Source organism: Shimia biformata (genome assembly GCF_016888515.1).
Taxonomy (GTDB): Bacteria; Pseudomonadota; Alphaproteobacteria; order Rhodobacterales; family Rhodobacteraceae; genus Shimia_A; species Shimia_A biformata.
Genome location: NZ_JAFEJK010000001.1, coordinates 1430381 through 1446176, shown reverse-complemented (window position 1 = coordinate 1446176; position 15796 = coordinate 1430381). Strand labels below are relative to the sequence as shown.

At 61.6% G+C, this 15796-nt stretch carries 11 protein-coding genes; 7 read left to right on the top strand and 4 right to left on the bottom strand.

The annotated features are described in order from the left end of the window. Positions 1–381 carry a DUF3307 domain-containing protein gene (locus tag JQ863_RS07045; RefSeq protein ID WP_204113589.1) on the bottom strand — a complete coding sequence of 127 codons (381 nt, stop codon included), beginning with the start codon at positions 379–381 and terminating at the stop codon, positions 1–3. A gap of 280 nt (positions 382–661) precedes the next feature. On the opposite strand from JQ863_RS07045, the gene JQ863_RS07040 reads away from it, so the two are divergent. The 3 genes from JQ863_RS07040 to JQ863_RS07030 all read left to right on the top strand — a co-directional run bounded on the left by JQ863_RS07040 (position 662) and on the right by JQ863_RS07030 (position 6724). Beyond that, the gene (locus tag JQ863_RS07040; protein ID WP_239113227.1) at positions 662–3592 is read left to right on the top strand and encodes a cyclic nucleotide-binding domain-containing protein; all 2931 of its coding nucleotides are present in this window, start codon (positions 662–664) and stop codon (positions 3590–3592) included. Between the two features lie 609 nt (positions 3593–4201). Then, entirely contained in the window at positions 4202–6055 is a 1854-nt protein-coding gene (locus tag JQ863_RS07035) for a Hint domain-containing protein (protein ID WP_204113588.1), read from the top strand. 156 nt (positions 6056–6211) lie between these two features. Next, positions 6212–6724, top strand: coding sequence for a DUF2478 domain-containing protein (locus JQ863_RS07030; protein WP_204113587.1), 513 nt, complete (start codon positions 6212–6214; stop codon positions 6722–6724). On the opposite strand, the gene JQ863_RS07025 is transcribed toward JQ863_RS07030, so the two are convergent. Beyond that, a complete protein-coding gene (locus JQ863_RS07025; RefSeq protein ID WP_204113586.1) occupies positions 6725–7816 on the bottom strand; it encodes an AI-2E family transporter in 1092 nt (363 codons plus the stop codon). It abuts the gene before it with no gap. Positions 7817–7941: 125 nt separating this feature from the next. Between JQ863_RS07025 and xylB the strand changes: the two genes are divergently transcribed. Genes xylB through JQ863_RS07005 form a run of 4 tightly spaced genes read left to right on the top strand, consistent with a single transcriptional unit; the run spans position 7942 to position 12976 of the window. Beyond that, positions 7942–9393 carry a xylulokinase gene (gene xylB / locus JQ863_RS07020; protein WP_204113585.1) on the top strand — a complete coding sequence of 484 codons (1452 nt, stop codon included), beginning with the start codon at positions 7942–7944 and terminating at the stop codon, positions 9391–9393. Then, positions 9390–10691, top strand: coding sequence for a xylose isomerase (gene xylA, locus JQ863_RS07015; RefSeq protein WP_204113584.1), 1302 nt, complete (start codon positions 9390–9392; stop codon positions 10689–10691). The genes xylB and xylA overlap by 4 nt, the downstream gene beginning before the upstream one ends. Before the next feature lies 1 nt (position 10692). Then, the gene (locus JQ863_RS07010) at positions 10693–11667 is read left to right on the top strand and encodes an aldose epimerase family protein (RefSeq protein ID WP_204113583.1); all 975 of its coding nucleotides are present in this window, start codon (positions 10693–10695) and stop codon (positions 11665–11667) included. A gap of 4 nt (positions 11668–11671) precedes the next feature. Next, complete coding sequence (locus tag JQ863_RS07005; protein ID WP_204113582.1) at positions 11672–12976, top strand: cytochrome-c peroxidase; 1305 nt, start codon at positions 11672–11674, stop codon at positions 12974–12976. On the opposite strand, the gene JQ863_RS07000 is transcribed toward JQ863_RS07005, so the two are convergent. Next, entirely contained in the window at positions 12959–14482 is a 1524-nt protein-coding gene (locus tag JQ863_RS07000) for a CRTAC1 family protein (protein ID WP_204113581.1), read from the bottom strand. The genes JQ863_RS07005 and JQ863_RS07000 overlap by 18 nt on opposite strands. After that, positions 14472–15677 carry an ROK family transcriptional regulator gene (locus JQ863_RS06995; protein WP_239113226.1) on the bottom strand — a complete coding sequence of 402 codons (1206 nt, stop codon included), beginning with the start codon at positions 15675–15677 and terminating at the stop codon, positions 14472–14474. The genes JQ863_RS07000 and JQ863_RS06995 overlap by 11 nt, the downstream gene beginning before the upstream one ends. Positions 15678–15796 lie beyond the last annotated feature (119 nt).

Here is a 15796-nt window from a genome sequence, read left to right as displayed (position 1 = left end):
TCAATAAAACGACCAGACCCAGACCATGCCGATATAGGTCAGCTGATGCAGCGCCTGGTCGATGCCGAACCCACGCCAGAAACCGGCATCTGCCGGCGTCAGCTGCTTTTTCAGAGTGTCGCTGGCTTTCCACCAGTCGATGTGGAAATGCACGACCCACTCCCCGACAACCAGAACAAGGATCAGCCATGCGGGTGTTCCGAAAACCGCCAACACCGCGATCGACAACAGCGCATGCACCCCGGCATGCAGGGCGCGCCCCAGATGCACATAGTTTTCACGCCCCGTCAGCATCACCTTCGTCTGGAAGAAATAGTCCGCCAGAAGATGCTTGATCTGGAACAGGCACAAGAGGCCAAGAATGGCGTTTGCACTGTGCATGATCCCGGGCCCTCCTTTCTCGGTCCTTGTCGTGAGCCTAGCCGCCAAGTTCGCGGGACGCAAACCCCTTGGTTTCGTCAAAAACCGTTGATCCCCCACCCAAAGCATTGATAGCTTTGCTCAACGTTTTGATTGCGGATCATTTCTTCGCACGACATTCAGGAGCCACGTCATCGAACGCTCTCTTTTCAGCTTCATTTGGAAGTACTCGCGCCGCGAACAGATCATCCTTCTGGCTCAGACCCTGACCCTGTTCCCGCTGCTTTACCTGACACTTGAGTTGCCGAAACGGATCATCAACGACGCCATCGGTGCCGGGCAAAGCACGGTGGATTTCTATGGCTTCGAGTTCGATCAGATCACCTTTCTGGTGATCCTGTGTTTCGCGTTCCTGTTGTCGGTCATCGCCCATGGCGTGACCAAGATGAAGATCAACACCTACAAGGGTGTCATGTCCGAGCGCATGCTGCGCCGGTTTCGATTCACCCTGATCAGCCGCATTCTGCGCTTCCCGCAACCTTATGTGCGCAACACCAGCCAGGGCGAGCTGGTGTCGATGATCACCTCGGAATCCGAACCGATGGGCGGCATGATGGGCGACGCGATCAGCCAGCCGATCCTGCAGGCCGGGCAGATGGCAACGATCCTGTTCTTCCTCTTTGCCCAGAACGCACTTCTCGGGCTGGCGGCAGTGGCGCTGATCCCGGTGCAGGCCTGGCTGATCCCCAAGCTGCAACGCCAGATCAACGTCTATAACAAGAAACGGATCGTCGAAGTCCGCCACCTGGCTGCCGAGATCGGCGAAAGCGCAGCGGGTGCGGCGACGCTGCGGACCCATGGTGGCTGGCGCTATCGGCAGTCGCTGATCACGCGGCGGCTTGGCATCCTGTTCAATATCCGCCTGGTGATCTACCAGAAAAAGTTCTTCATGAAGTTCCTCAACAACTTCATTACCCAGCTGACCCCGTTCTTCTTCTTCCTGGTCGGCGGCTACCTTGTCATCGAGGGCCAGGTCACGCTGGGGGCGCTGGTCGCGGCGCTGGCGGCCTACAAGGACCTTTCGGCCCCGTGGAAAGAGCTGCTGACCTATTACAACCAGGTGCAGGAGCTGGGCCAGCGGTGGGAACTGATCACTGAACGCTTTGCCCCCGAGGGCATGATCGACGAGACCCTGTTCGAAGGCCGTCCCGACGATTGTCCGCACCTGTCCGGCCCGGTCGAGATGAAAAACGTCGCGGTCCATGACAGTGACGGCAACGTGGTGCTGGAAGGGTTGAACGCAAACTGGCAGGGCGGATCCCAGGTTCTGGTCATGGCGCCACAGGAAGAGGATCGCCACGCGCTGGCCGAAGTTCTGACGCGCGAAGTGCTGCCTGCGAGCGGGTCGGTTGTCCTGTCGGGCCATCCGCTTCGTGAGCTGCACCAGACCGTGGTTGCCGCCCGTATCGGCCACGCCGACCCCCGCCCTTATGTCTTTGACGGCACATTCGGGCGCAACGTGATGATGGCGCTGACCCCGGCCCCCCGTGACCCCGAGGCGCCAATGGACCCGAAGTTCGCGCTTGAGGCCGAACGCTCGGGCAACTCCACCGATCCCCTGGAAACCGACTGGCTTGACCCCGGGCTTGCCGGGCTGGAAGAAGCTGAAGAGGTGCTGGACTGGTGGCTGGAACTGGTCGAGGGCATCGGCTCTGGGCCGGAACTGTTCCAGCGGGCACTGGATCAGAGTTTCGACCCCGAAGCGTTCCCGGAGCTGGCCGAGGGCATCGTCGCGCTGCGCGAGAAGGTGATCGCCGAGACCGCGGATATGGGCGAAGGCTCGGTGTTCTATCGCTTCGATCCCGAACAATTCAACCCGGCGATCTCGATCGCGGGGAACCTGTTTTACGCAAAACAGCGCACCCAGTTCGATGGCGAGGACATGGCCGCCGTCCACCATTTCGCCGAGGTGCTGCGCGAAACCGGACAGGAAGAGGCGCTGCTGAAACTCAGCCAGGAAGTGGTTGAAATGCTGCGCCAGACCTTTGGCGCCGACGGCACGGATCACCCACTGTTCCGCATGCTTGGGCTTGTGGTCGAGACCTTCGAAACCAAGGTCGATCTGGTACGCAAAAGCCGCAAGTCCGGGCTGGACAGTCTGGATGACGAGGAACGCGCGCAGATCCTGGCGCTGCTGTTCGAGATATCAGCCGAAAAGATCGGCCCCGCCTTTACCGACGACCTGAAAAATCAAGTTCTGGACATGCGCCGCGATTGGGCCGGCAAGCAGAAGGACAAGATCTCCGACCATTTCGAACCGCTCGACAAGGGGCAGTATTTCGGCAACCTCTCGATCATCGAGAACGCGCTTTTTGGTCGTCTTTCGTCGTCGGGCACGTCGGGCATGGATGCGCTTTATGCAAAAGTCGCCGATATCCTTCAGGACGCCGGCCTGCGTCGCCATATCGCCAAGCTGATCCACGAGGTCCCGACCGGGCTTGGAGGCGTCAACCTCAGCTCGGCCTATCTTGCGCCGCTGTCGCTGTCGCGCGCGGCGATCAAGAAACCGGATATCCTTGTCCTGGACAGCGTGTTGGCCGGGCTCGATACAGAGCGCCGCGAGACGTTGCTGGACAACCTGCGCGGGCTATTGCCGAACACCACCCTGATCGTGCTTGAAGAAGGGTTCGAGGACCAGACGCGGTTTGACACCGTGGTTCACCTTGAAAACGGACGGTTCCGCGCCGACGGCGAAGCCGCGGAGGAACGCACTGACAACGCCGCCACTGCCGACCTGAACCGCAAGATGCGCGCGCTGCGCGGCACCGACCTGTTCTCGGGGCTGGCCCGCAAACAGCTGCGGCTGCTGGCCTTCGGCGCCAAGTGGTACGAGGCGGAGGAAGGCGAATACGTGTTCCATCAGGGTGACCCCGGCACAGATGGCGCCTATCTCATTCTCGAGGGCGAGGCGGGCATCTACGCGCCGCAGGAAAGCGGCGACGATTTCCTTGTTGCGACCGCGGGCGCAGGCGCGCTGGTCGGCGAGCTGGCGCTGATCCGCAAGGAACCCCGCGCATTGGACATGAAGGTCCACAAGAAACTTGAGGCATTGCGCCTGGGCGAGCAGGAGTTTCTTGCCGTGGTCGAGAATGACGCGCAGACAGCTTTCAAGATCATGCAGGTGATTGCCGGTTACATCGGAGCCGCGAACAAGTCGTCGGACGACGACTGAGGGCCTCACATCGCGCTGGAATCATGCGACGATTCGGCATTGTCCGAATCGACCTACAGTTTCCGAATCGAGATCAGTGGCAAAATTTGCGGCCATTGTTTCGATTTCCGGCATTTCATTCGCTTTGCGGGGTGTCTCAGCGCCACATCAACCTTCCCCGGGGTAACTTGTCGGCATTGGTGCGGTATTGGAAACGACTGTATTTCCATGCGTTTCCAACTTGGGATCAATCATCCAGACTAGGGGAAATCCGTTTCCATAGTGGAAAAAGAGGCCGCCATATTTCTGCCTTTTTCTGGCCCAATTGCTGAAACAATCGCGACCGGTCCCCGCCATAATTGGGCCAAAAACAGGCACATTCATTAAGCATCCGGGCAAAATTTTGCCTTAATTGCTCGAATCTCTGTTTCCGAGATACATCTTCTGCGCCATATTGTTGCCACGTCCGACTGGGGGGCGAAGACTTGGCTGGGGGGCGGCCAACCATACAATTGAGCATCTTGTTGATGCGGCCGACGACCTGTCGGTTCCTGCGGGCGCAATTCTGCGTTTTTCCGCGCAAGGCAGGTCTGTCCAGAAGGTCGCGTCGGGTTGGGAAACGAGGGAATAATGGCTGATCCTACTGGACCGGGCATCGTCGACGGCACGAATGGCGACGATCTGATTGAATCCGGCTACACTGACTCCGAAGGCGACGCTGTCACGTCGGGCGCAGACACGATCAGCGCCGGCGACGGTGCTGACACGGTCCTTGCCGACGCAGGTGCAGACGTCATTTACGGCGGCGAAGGCGACGACATTATCGCCGGTCAGGGCGGTGACGACCTGATCTATGGCGGCGACGGCTCTGACACGATCGGCGGCGGGTCGGGTGACGACACCATCTATGGCGGCAACGATCCGGCCTGCGAAACCACGATCACCGTGCGCGAAAGCTTTAACTGGAGCGAGTTGGGTGAACCCGACGACGGTGATCTTGGTCCGCTTTATGTCCAGAACACCGGCTCTGTCACCGTGACCTATTCCCAGCCCACGAATGCGGGCATGGAAATGGAATACACCGAGGACCCCCAGGCCACGGCGGGTATCTTCAGCGGCGACGAAACCGTCAATCCCAACAGCGCTCTGAAGATCAGGGCGAATAACGAAAACGAATACTCGGTCAACCAGTTGGAGTTCTCCGAGGAAGTCAATCTGGTCAAGTTCCGCATCAATGACATCGACTTCGACTCGATCGTGAAGGTTCGCGCCTACGACGCCGAAGGCAACCAGGTCGAGGTGATCCTGCACACCAGCGACACCACCAACCTTGTCCTGGAAGATTATGACGGCTTTCCCGGTGACGAGGCCGCCATCGCGACCGCCAATGGCGGCTCGCAAACCAATCTCGACAACTCGGTGCTGGTCGAGATCCCCGGCCCCGTCGCGCGGATTGATATCATCCACTATCAGCACGACGACGACAATTCGACGGTCACGGTGACCGATGTTTTCTTTGACGTCACCACCACCGAGGAAGACAGCGACGAGGGCGACCTGCTTTGGGGCGGCGTCGGCGACGACGTCATCTATGGCCAGGGCGGAAACGACACTCTGATCGGCGGCCAGGGCAGCGACGAGCTGCACGGCGGCGACGATGAGGACGGGTTCTATCTGGTCGGTGCCGGCGACACGATCGACGGTGGCGAAGGTGGGGTCGACAACGACACGATCAACACCATCGGCATGGCCGAGAATGAAAACCCCGGTGGCAGCTACACGGTCGAATACGATCCGACCAACAGCGAAAACGGCATCATCCGTTTCTTCAACGCCGCGGGCGAGGAAACCGGTCATGCCGAATTCTACAACATCGAGAATATTACCGAAGATCCCACCATCTTCTGCTTCACGACAGATTCGGCCATCCTGACCCCATCGGGTGAGGTTGCGGCAAAGGATCTAAAAGTCGGCGACCGCGTGGTCACCCGTGACAACGGGCTTCAGACCATTCGCTGGGTTGGCCGCAAGCGTCTTGACGGCCGTCAGTTGTTGGCGAATCCGCATCTTCGTCCGGTTATGATCCGCAAGGACTCGCTTGGTCCGAACCTTCCTGATCGTGACCTGATGGTTTCGCCAAGCCACCGCATGCTTCTTGTGAACCAGCAATCCCAACTGCTGTTCGATGAGCCTGAGGTGCTGGCGGCCGCCAAGCACCTGACGCACAAGCCGGGTATCAAGCAACTGGACACCGTTGGCGTCGAGTATGTCCACTTCATGTTCGACAATCACGAAGTCGTACTGGCGAACGGCGCCTGGTCCGAAAGCTTCCAGCCCGGCGATTTCTCGATGGCTGGTATGGACAGCGCGCAGCGGGGCGAAATCTTTGAACTGTTCCCCGAACTGCAAAACGAACAGGGCATGGCCGAGTATCACGCCGCGCGTCTCACGCTGCGAAAGCACGAGGCGCAGCTGATCCTGTAACGCGCACCACTTGTCTTTCGCCAAAGGGCGTCTTCTGTGGGGGAAGGCGCCCTTTTTTCATTGGCCTGGACAACGGCAGCCCTGCGGCGTTGCCGCAATTGTTCCGATTTGAGAAACCGGGTAAACAGGCATCGTTCAAAGACAAGGACCTTTGGGATGAAGATCGCATATACCATGACCGATGGCCGGGGCGAGCTGGACGAGCTGTTGTTTGACCTGGCAAAAAAACTTGCAGAGCGCGGCAAACGCACCTGCGGGATTGTGCAGGTCAACTCTGACCGCGATGACTGCCATCGCTGCGACATGGATGTGCAGGTTCTGCCCGATGGTCCCAGCATCCGCATCTCGCAATTCCTGGGCAAGGAGTCGACTGGCTGCCGCCTGAACCCCGAGGCGCTGGAAACGGCTGCCGGTGAGGTCGCCACCCGGATGCAAGACCCCTTTGACGTGTTTCTTCTGAACAAGTTTGGCAAGCAAGAGGCCGACGGCCGCGGGTTCCGCGAACTGCTGGGCGAGGCGCTGGCGCAGGGGGCCACTGTGATTGCCGGCACCAACGGGATGAACAAGGACGCGTTCGAAGAGTTCTCGGGCGGAATCGCGACCTATGTCGCCCCGGATCTGGACGCGCTTCTGGCGTTTTGCGACGAATCCGAGGAAGCCGCCGCCTGATTACCTGTCGCGGCGGCGCCCTTCCAGCACCTCGACCGGCGGTTCTCCGGTGTTGGTCATCAGAATCGCGATGGGCCGGGTCGACGGGAACAGGCCAAGCACGGTCATCACGCCCGAGGTCAGGATCACCGACAGAATTGCGCCCGCCAGCCCCCAGATCGCGGTCCATGCGGCCAGCGAGATCAGCACCACGACGGGGCTGAGGTTCATCGATTTGCCCATCAGACGCGGCTCCCAGAAATAGCCGATGGCCATCTGGACGCCGCCGGTCAGCACCAGCAGCACCGGCACTTCCCAGCCCAGACCGAACTGGCCGGTGGCAAACAGCATCGGCAGGGCCACCGCGATCCATGACCCGACATAGGGAATGTAATTGAAGATCGCCGTCAGCAGCGCGAAGAAACCCGCGAACTCGATCCCGAACAGCAGGAAGATGACGTAGCACAGGATGCCAAGCACCGTGTTGACCAGCGTCTTCATGGTGAAATAGGTGCCGATCTGAGAGGTGATCAGGTCAAAGGTCGACCAGACATTTGTTTCCGCCTCGGCGTCTTCGACGATATGCCCGATCTTGGCGCGCAGCACGTTTTTCTCAAGCAGGAACAGGATGGCGTAGAGGAAGACGACGATCAGGTAACCCGCTGAATAACTGAGGGAATTCAGCGTATACCGGACAATGACGTTCAGGTTCACGCTGTCAAACAACAGCTTGTTCAGCGATTGCCAGGTGATTTCGACCTCATAATCGAAACGCCCTGCGATCTGCGAGGCCAGCAACGACAGGTTCTCAAGATAGCTGGGCAGCGCGCGCACGACCGGCTCCATGTTGCGCGCAAAAAAGGCGACCCCGATGATCAAGAGGACAAACAGCACAAGCGACGTGATCGCCACCCGGAACCCCACCGGGACCCGGCCATAAAGCGGGATGCGCTCAAGCCCGCGCGAAATGCCGTCCAGCAGGAAGGCCATCAGCGCACCCAGTACGATCGGCACCAGAATCGCCTGAGCGGAATTGAGGAACCAGCCCATCGCGATCGTGGCGATGATCGCAAGGCTGGCGGCAATCATGTGCAATTGGCTGTCCCGGTTCATTCTTCTGTTCTAGCCCGCCAAAGCCCCGCCCCACAAGCGCCGTCAGAGGAAAATCGCTTGCAGTCCGCTTTTTAATTTGACACAAAAATTAAATCGCGCAGAATGGCGCCAATGGGAGGAAACACATGTATCTCGGACTGGACCTTGGCACGTCCGGCCTCAGGGCCTTGCTCGTGCGCGAAGACGGAACCCCGGTCGGGGCGACCGAACGCGGCTATCCGGTTGCCCATCCCCACGCGGGCTGGAGCGAACAGGACCCGGCCGACTGGATCGCGGCCTGCCGCACCACCCTGTCCGAGCTGAAGGCCACCTACCCTGTCGAGTTCGCCGGCATCGCCGGGATCGGCATATCCGGGCAGATGCATGGTGCGACCCTGCTGGACAGCGCCGACAACGTGCTGCGGCCCTGCATCCTGTGGAATGACACGCGCTGCCACGCCGAAGCCGCCGCGCTGGACGCAATGCCGGGGGTGCGCGACATCTCGGGCAATATCGTCTTTCCCGGCTTCACCGCGCCGAAACTGGTCTGGGTGAAGAACCATGAGCCCGACGTCTTTGAAAAAGTTGCCAAAGTGCTGTTGCCAAAGGATTACCTGGTCTTCTGGCTGACCGGAATCCATTCCGGCGACATGAGCGATGCCGCCGGGACGACCTGGCTGGATGTCGCGGCGCGCGACTGGTCGAACGACCTGCTGCAAGCCTCGGGCATGCGCGCCGATCAGATGCCGAAGCTGCATGAGGGATGTGATGTGGTGGGCCACCTGCGTCCCGACCAAGCAACCGAGCTGGGGCTTGCCCCGACCGTTCGGGTCGTCGCCGGAGGCGGTGACAACGCGGTCGCGGCCTGCGGGATCGGCGCCTTTGACGAGGGCGACGGGTTTGTCTCGCTGGGCACATCCGGCGTCCTTCTTTCGGCCCGCGACAGCTTCGCACCGATGCCGGACAGCGCGGTGCATACCTTCTGCCACGCGGTCCCGGACAAGTGGTACCAGATGGGCGTGATGCTGGCCGCGACGGATTCGCTGAACTGGCTTGCGCGTATCCTCGACAGTGCCCCGGCGGATCTGGTGAATGCGCTTGGCGCCGACCTCATGGCCCCCGGCGACGTCGACTTCCTGCCCTATCTTTCGGGCGAGCGCACGCCGCATAACGACGCCCAAATCCGGGGCGGATTCCTGAACCTTGATATCGCCACGGACCGCGCCGCGCTGACCCAGGCCGTGATCGAAGGCGTCAGCTTTGGCCTGCGCGACAGCCTTGAGGCGCTGCGCACGACAGGTGCCCGGCTGGACCGGCTGATCGCCATCGGCGGCGGCGCGCAGTCGCGCTATTGGGTGCAGCTTCTGGCCACTACGTTCAACCTGCCCATCGACCTGCCCGCCAAGGGCGAACTGGGTGCCGCACTTGGCGCCGCCCGGCTCGCCATGATCGGCGTGACCGGCGCGGCCCCGGCCGAGGTCATGACCAAACCCGAAATCGCAGAAACCATCCAACCAAACGCGGAGCTTACCGGCGCATTCGACGACGCCTATGGCCATTTCCGCAAACTCTACCCATCAGTAAAGGCACTCTTATGACATTCTTCGACGGTATCGCGCCCATCCAGTACGAGGGCCCCGAAAGCACCAACCCGCTGGCCTTCCGCCACTACAACCCCGACGAAGTCGTCATGGGCAAACGCATGGAGGACCACCTGCGTTTCGCGGTTGCCTACTGGCATTCCTTCGCATGGGAAGGTGGAGACCCCTTTGGCGGCCAGACTTTTGTCCGCCCGTGGCACCCGCAGGACCGGATGGAAACCGCCAAGGCCAAGGCCGACGCCGCATTCGACATGTTCGACATCCTGAACGTGCCGTTCTTCTGCTGGCATGATGCCGACGTCCGGCCGGAAGCGGACAGCTTCGCGCAAAGCCTGAAGAACTTTGAAGAAATCATTGATTACTTTGAAGAAAAGATGTCCACCCGCAAGGTCAAGCTGCTGTGGGGCACCGCCAATATGTTCAGCCACCGCCGCTGGATGGCGGGCGCGTCCACCAACCCCGACCCGGATGTCTTTGCCTATGCCGCCGCGACGGTGAAATCCTGCATGGACGCGACCAAGCGCCTCGGCGGGCAGAACTATGTGCTGTGGGGCGGGCGCGAAGGGTACGAAACCCTGCTGAACACCGATCTGGGGCGCGAGCTGGATCACATGGGCCGCTTCCTGAACATGGTGGTCGAGTACAAGCACAAGATCGGCTTCGAGGGCACGATCCTTGTCGAACCGAAACCGCAGGAGCCCTCGAAGCACCAATATGATTTCGACGCCGCCACCTGTATCGGCTTCCTGCGCAAATACGGGCTTGAGGGTGAGGTGAAACTGAACCTCGAACAGGGCCACGCGATCCTTGCCGGGCATTCCTTTGAACACGAAGTTGCCGTGGCCGCCGCCGATGGCATGCTGGGCTCGATCGACATGAACCGCAACGACTATCAATCCGGCTGGGACACCGACCAGTTCCCCAACAATGTCCCCGAGGTCGCGCTGACCTATTACCACATCCTGAAATCGGGTGGTTTCTCCACCGGCGGCACCAATTTCGACGCCAAGCTGCGCCGCCAGTCGCTGGATGCCGACGACCTGATCGCCGCGCATGTCGGCGGCATGGATGTCTGCGCCCGTGGCCTGAAGGCCGCCGCCGCAATGCTGGAGGACGGCGGTCTGGAAGACGCGCTGAAACAGCGCTATGCAGGCTGGGACACTGCGGGCGCCAAGGCGATGCTGGACAGCGATTTCGACACGATCTTTACCAAGGTCCTGTCGGGCGAGATTGATCCCCAGCCGCGGTCTGGCCGTCAGGAATACTTGGAAAACTACGTAAACAGGTTTGTCTGAGATGACGAAACAGATCGCGGCCGAAGACGTCAGAAGGCACGTCCTTGAAAATGGCGATGTCTCGGTCGCGATCCTGTCGGTCGGATGCGCCACGCAGGATTGGCGCGTCTCGATTGGCGGCAAAATGCGGTCGGTGGTTCTGGGATATCGGGACCCCGCCGCCTACCTTGCCAATTCCCCCAATCACGGCCTGATTGTCGGCCGCGTCGCCAACCGGATTGCCGGAGCGCGGTTTGCGATGGGGGGCAGGACCTATCCCCTGATCGCCAACAACGGCCCCAACACGCTGCATGGCGGTCCGGTCGGAATTGGTGAACGCAATTGGCAGATGGAACCCGACGGCACTCGCGCCCTGCGCCTGACCCTGCGGTCCGAGGATGGAGATCAGGGTTTTCCCGGCAATGTGGATTTTGAGGTCACCATCTCGCTGGACGGCCACCGGCTGCGCTATGACATGAGGGCAACCACGGATACGGTGACCCCGGTCGCAATGGCGCAGCACAATTACTACAATCTCAACGGCACCGGCGACGTGCGCGACCACCGGATTCGCATCGCCGCGCCGTTGTACACACCTGTCGATGACACGCTGATCCCGACAGGAGAGATCCGCGACGTCACCGGCACGCGCTATGATTTCCGGGCGCCCCGCCTGTTGTCCGAAGCAGACCCCGAAAGCGAAGGGTTTGACACCAACCTGGTGCTGGATGGCTCTGGTCCCGCCGCCGAGGTCACGGCCGGTGGGCTGCAGTTGTCGATCGACACCGACCAGCCGGGCATCCAGTTTTACACCGCAACCTATCTGACCCGGCAACATGAACCGCTGGCCGGTCAGGACCATGGCAGGTTCACCGGGCTCTGCCTTGAACCGCAACATTTCCCCGACAGCGTGAACCAGCCGCATTTTCCGCCGGTTTGGATTTCACCCGACCAGCCCTATCATCAACGGCTGGACGTCACCATCGCACCGGTCTGATCTCATGCTGAAACGCGCCGCTCTTGCCCTGTTCCTGACCGCAACCACCGCTTTGGCCGGGCCGTTGCCCAACGCGGATGCCAGCTTTCCCACACATGAACCGGCCAAGGTCGAACTGGGTTGGCTGCTGTTTCACGATCCGATCCTGTCCGGCAACCGCGAGGTTTCCTGCGCCACCTGTCATCATCCCCGGTTCGGCACCTCGGACGGGCTGTCTCTGGGCGTGGGCGACGGCGGCAAGGGGCTTGGCCCCGAGCGTGTGACCGGCTCGGAAAACCCGCCCGAACAGCGCATCCCGCGCAACGCGCCTGCCCTGTTCAACCTTGGGGCCACCGAGTTCACCGTGATGTTCCACGACGGGAGGCTTGAGGCCGACCCGACACAGCCCGGCGGCATGCGCACGCCATTGGGTCAGGACATGGTCGCGGGGTTTGACAGTGTCCTTTCGGCGCAGGCGATGTTCCCGGTCCTGTCGGGGGACGAGATGGCCGGGCATTACTCAGAAAATGAAATCGCCCGTGCGGTGCGGCAGGGGTTCCTGTCGCAACCCGGCGGCGCGTGGGATCTTTTGTCGGCGCGGATCGACGCGATCCCCGAATATCGCGCCCGCTTCGATCAGGTCATTGGCGCGGATCAACCGATCCGCTTTACCGATATCGCCAATGCCATCGCCGCCTTCATTGACGTTGAATGGCGCGCCGACAACAGCCCGTTTGACCGCTACCTGCGGGGCGAAGCCGACCTGCCTGCGCCCGCTTTGCGCGGGATGGAGCTGTTTTATGGCAAGGCGGGCTGCGGCACCTGTCACGCGGGCCAGTTCCAGACCGATCACGATTTTCACGCCATCGCCATGCCCCAGACCGGGCCGGGCAAGGCCGCCCGGTTCGAAAGCCACGCCCGCGATCTGGGCCGGATGCGCGTCACCGGGGATGCTGAGGACGCCTATCGGTTCCGCACCCCGTCCCTGCGCAACATCTTCGACACCGCGCCCTATGGCCACACCGGGGCCTATGCCACGCTTGAGGGCGTGATCCGGCATCACCTTGATCCGGTTGCCAGCCTGATGGCCTATGACCCGGCGCAGATGGTGCTGCCGGCGTTTACCCGCGCCGACGATCTGCGGATCATGAGTGACCGCGACGAGGTCGCGGCGATTGCCGCCGCCAATGAACTGGCGCCCATTGTGCTGTCGGACGACGAAATCGCTGAGTTGATCGCCTTTCTTGCTGCGCTCAGCGACCCGGAAAGCCTGTCTGGTCGGATGGGTCTGCCTGACGCGGTGCCCAGCGGCCTACCCGTCGACCGCTAGGGTGTCACCGTTTCGCGCAATTCGGCTGGTCTGATTGATCGGCAGCACAACCCAATCACTGACGGCCCCGTCTGGCCAGATCACCCGCAAATCCGCGCGTTCAGCCGCGCCCAGACCAAAATGCTCGGGCACCGATGTGCCACCGGCCTGACCACCGCCGACCGTGATTTCGCGCGTCAGGATGCGGTCACCGAGTTTCAGTTCAAGCCACGCGCCAACCGCCAAGCGATTGCCACCCGGTTGCGAAAGCTCCACGGCCAGCCAGTTGCCATCGGTCGCGGTCACGTTCTGCCAGACCTCCAGCGGCGCGCGTCGGTTCACCACGGCAAGGTCCAAAAGCCCGTCGCCGTCGAAATCCACCATCGCCGCACCGCGTCCGCGATGAAGCGAGGCAACACCGGCCACGTCGCCCTTTTCGACAAATTTGCCATCTGCGCCCTGCATCAGCAGGTTGTTGGGGTCCAGCATGGCGGCCACGGGCATCTGCTCGACATTGCCTTTCGACACGAAAATATCGTCGCGCCCATTAAGATCGACATCGCCAAAGGCGACATGCCATCCGGTCGAAGGGCGTCCGTCGCCGCCGGTATAGGGCCGATGCGCCGTGGTGCCGAGGTCAAAGGGCACGTCAACGAACGCCGCCCCCTCGCCGGTCTGCACCTGAAGCCGCTGGTCGCCCATCGAGGTCAGATAGACCTCGGGCAGGCCGTCGCCGGTCAGGTCACGCTGGGCGATGCCCATGCCCCACAGCATGTGGCGCTGCCAGCCGTCGGCTTCGGTCAGAAGGCGCGGGGTCGTTTCCATCGCCCACATCTGTTCCTGTCCACCCCGCACGTAATAGTGACGGTCGTTTGACAGCCGCAGGTCAGCGTGGCCGCTGCGGGACCAGTCCGAGAACAGCGCCGACAGCGGGCAGAAACCGGGCGTCAGCGGGATCGGCGCGCCATATCCCTTGCCCGCGGGACGATAAAGGAAACTGTCGTCGCAGGCTTCAAACGGGCCATCGGGGTCGCTGCGGTCGACATAGTTGCCAAAGGCCAGCGTCGGCCAGTCCTGCCCCGCTTCCCAGGTGGCGGAAAAGGCGGTGGTCCAGCGGTCGCCGCCTGCAAGGTCAAGATCGAAGGGCGTGAACTGGCACTCCCCCTGCCCTTTCAGCAACCGGTTTTCACCTGCGCGAAGGATCGCAAGGTCAAGAGTGCCGTCCCCGTCGATGTCCAGCGGATAGGCCCCGGTCATGCCGGTGATCGCCAGCCCGTCCGGCATTGGTTCGAAACGGATATTGCCCGGTGTGGAGTTGTTCAGGAACAGGGTCGACGGGTTCTCGCCCCCGGCGGCCAGCATCTCGGGGCGATCATCGCCGTTGCAGTCAAACACCGCCAGCCCGCCGCCGACAAAATGCTCCCACCCGCCGCCATAGACATGTTGGGCGATTTCGACCGGCTGAAAGGCAGGGTCCGCCATCGCCGGAGAGACAAGCGCCATCAGCGCCAGAAAGCTAGTCCGCATTGTCGCCAAGTTCCTCAAGTGCAAGGTCGCTGACCCGGTCCAGCGCATAGGCCGCGCCGCCCTTGGCCCACATCAGGTTGCCCCATTTGTGGATCACCACCTCGGGCGGGGCCTTGTCGATCTGGACAATGGATTTTTTCATCTCGTCTATCACTTCCTCGGCATAGAGATGGTCGAACTGCATCTGTTCCCCGGCAAGGATGATCAACTGCGGGTCGAAGATATTGACGATATTGGCCAGCCCCATGGCGAACATGCGGCCTGCGCGTTCGACGATGGACCGCGCCAGCGCGTCCCCTTCGCGCGCCGCACTCAGAAGCGCGACGACCCGCTCCGCCTGCCGCCCGGCCTGCGGATCGAACCCGGCAACGGAAGCCTCGCGCAGAAGCGCATAGTCGGCGACATAGGCTTCGAGACAGCCGCGTTGCCCGCATCGGCACAGCGCGCCCTCAAGATGCACCTTGGTATGGCCAAACTCAGCGCCGCAGCCGCGTGTGCCACGATAAAGCTCTCCGCCGATCACGATCCCCATGCCGACCCCGGCCTCGATCGTGACCACGATGAAATCCGAAACCGCGCGGCCAAGGCCAAAGGATTTCTCGGCCACGGCAACAAGGTTGGCGTCGTTGTCGACAAAGACGGGAACCCCCATCGCCGCTTCGATCGTGGCGGCAAGGGCGACGTTGCGCCTGTTCAGCGATGGCGACCAATGCACGAAACCTTCCGGCGCATCCACGACACCGGCGATCCCGACCCCAACCCCGGATATGTCCTTGCGCGACTTGCCCGCCAGCGCCGCCAGTGCATCCACCCCATCGCGCAATTCCTGCGCCATGTCCTCGGCCGACAGGGTGGGTGCGGACATTTCGCATTCATGTTCGGCCAGAAGATTGCCTTCGAAGTCGATCAAGACCAGCGAGAAGGACCGGTGCGAGATTTTCACCCCCGCCACGATCCGCGCCGCGCCGCGGATTTTCAGATCGACCTTGGGGCGGCCGCGCTTGCTGCCCGAAGTCTCGCCTTCGCGGGCCACTTCTTCAATCAATCCAGCCTTCAGCAGTTCGGCGGTGATGGTTGTGACCGTGGCGCGGCTGATTCCCGTCTTTTCGGCCAGATCGATTCGAGGCACCGCCTCGTCATGGCGGATCTGTTGCAGCAGCACGCGCCGCCCCACCGATCTCTGCAATCCTGCCATCGCCTGCCCTCCCTCTGCCAGGCGCCCGAAAAACAAGGGCTTGCCAGATGTTTGATGCAGCATAGCCCCTCCTCCGGGAATGCTCCATCCGGCAATTGCTTCCAGGCTACCAGATTTAA

Bases quoted from the DNA above. Each gene is read 5' to 3' on its own strand.
- JQ863_RS07045 (WP_204113589.1), bottom strand. From the start codon at position 381: ATGCACAGTGCAAACGCCATTCTTGGCCTCTTGTGCCTGTTCCAGATC.
- JQ863_RS07035 (WP_204113588.1), top strand. From the start codon at position 4,202: ATGGCTGATCCTACTGGACCGGGCATCGTCGACGGCACGAATGGCGAC.
- JQ863_RS07030 (WP_204113587.1), top strand. From the start codon at position 6,212: ATGAAGATCGCATATACCATGACCGATGGCCGGGGCGAGCTGGACGAG.
- JQ863_RS07025 (WP_204113586.1), bottom strand. From the start codon at position 7,816: ATGAACCGGGACAGCCAATTGCACATGATTGCCGCCAGCCTTGCGATC.
- xylB (WP_204113585.1), top strand. From the start codon at position 7,942: ATGTATCTCGGACTGGACCTTGGCACGTCCGGCCTCAGGGCCTTGCTC.
- xylA (WP_204113584.1), top strand. From the start codon at position 9,390: ATGACATTCTTCGACGGTATCGCGCCCATCCAGTACGAGGGCCCCGAA.
- JQ863_RS07010 (WP_204113583.1), top strand. From the start codon at position 10,693: ATGACGAAACAGATCGCGGCCGAAGACGTCAGAAGGCACGTCCTTGAA.
- JQ863_RS07005 (WP_204113582.1), top strand. From the start codon at position 11,672: ATGCTGAAACGCGCCGCTCTTGCCCTGTTCCTGACCGCAACCACCGCT.
- JQ863_RS07000 (WP_204113581.1), bottom strand. From the start codon at position 14,482: ATGCGGACTAGCTTTCTGGCGCTGATGGCGCTTGTCTCTCCGGCGATG.
- JQ863_RS06995 (WP_239113226.1), bottom strand. From the start codon at position 15,677: ATGGCAGGATTGCAGAGATCGGTGGGGCGGCGCGTGCTGCTGCAACAG.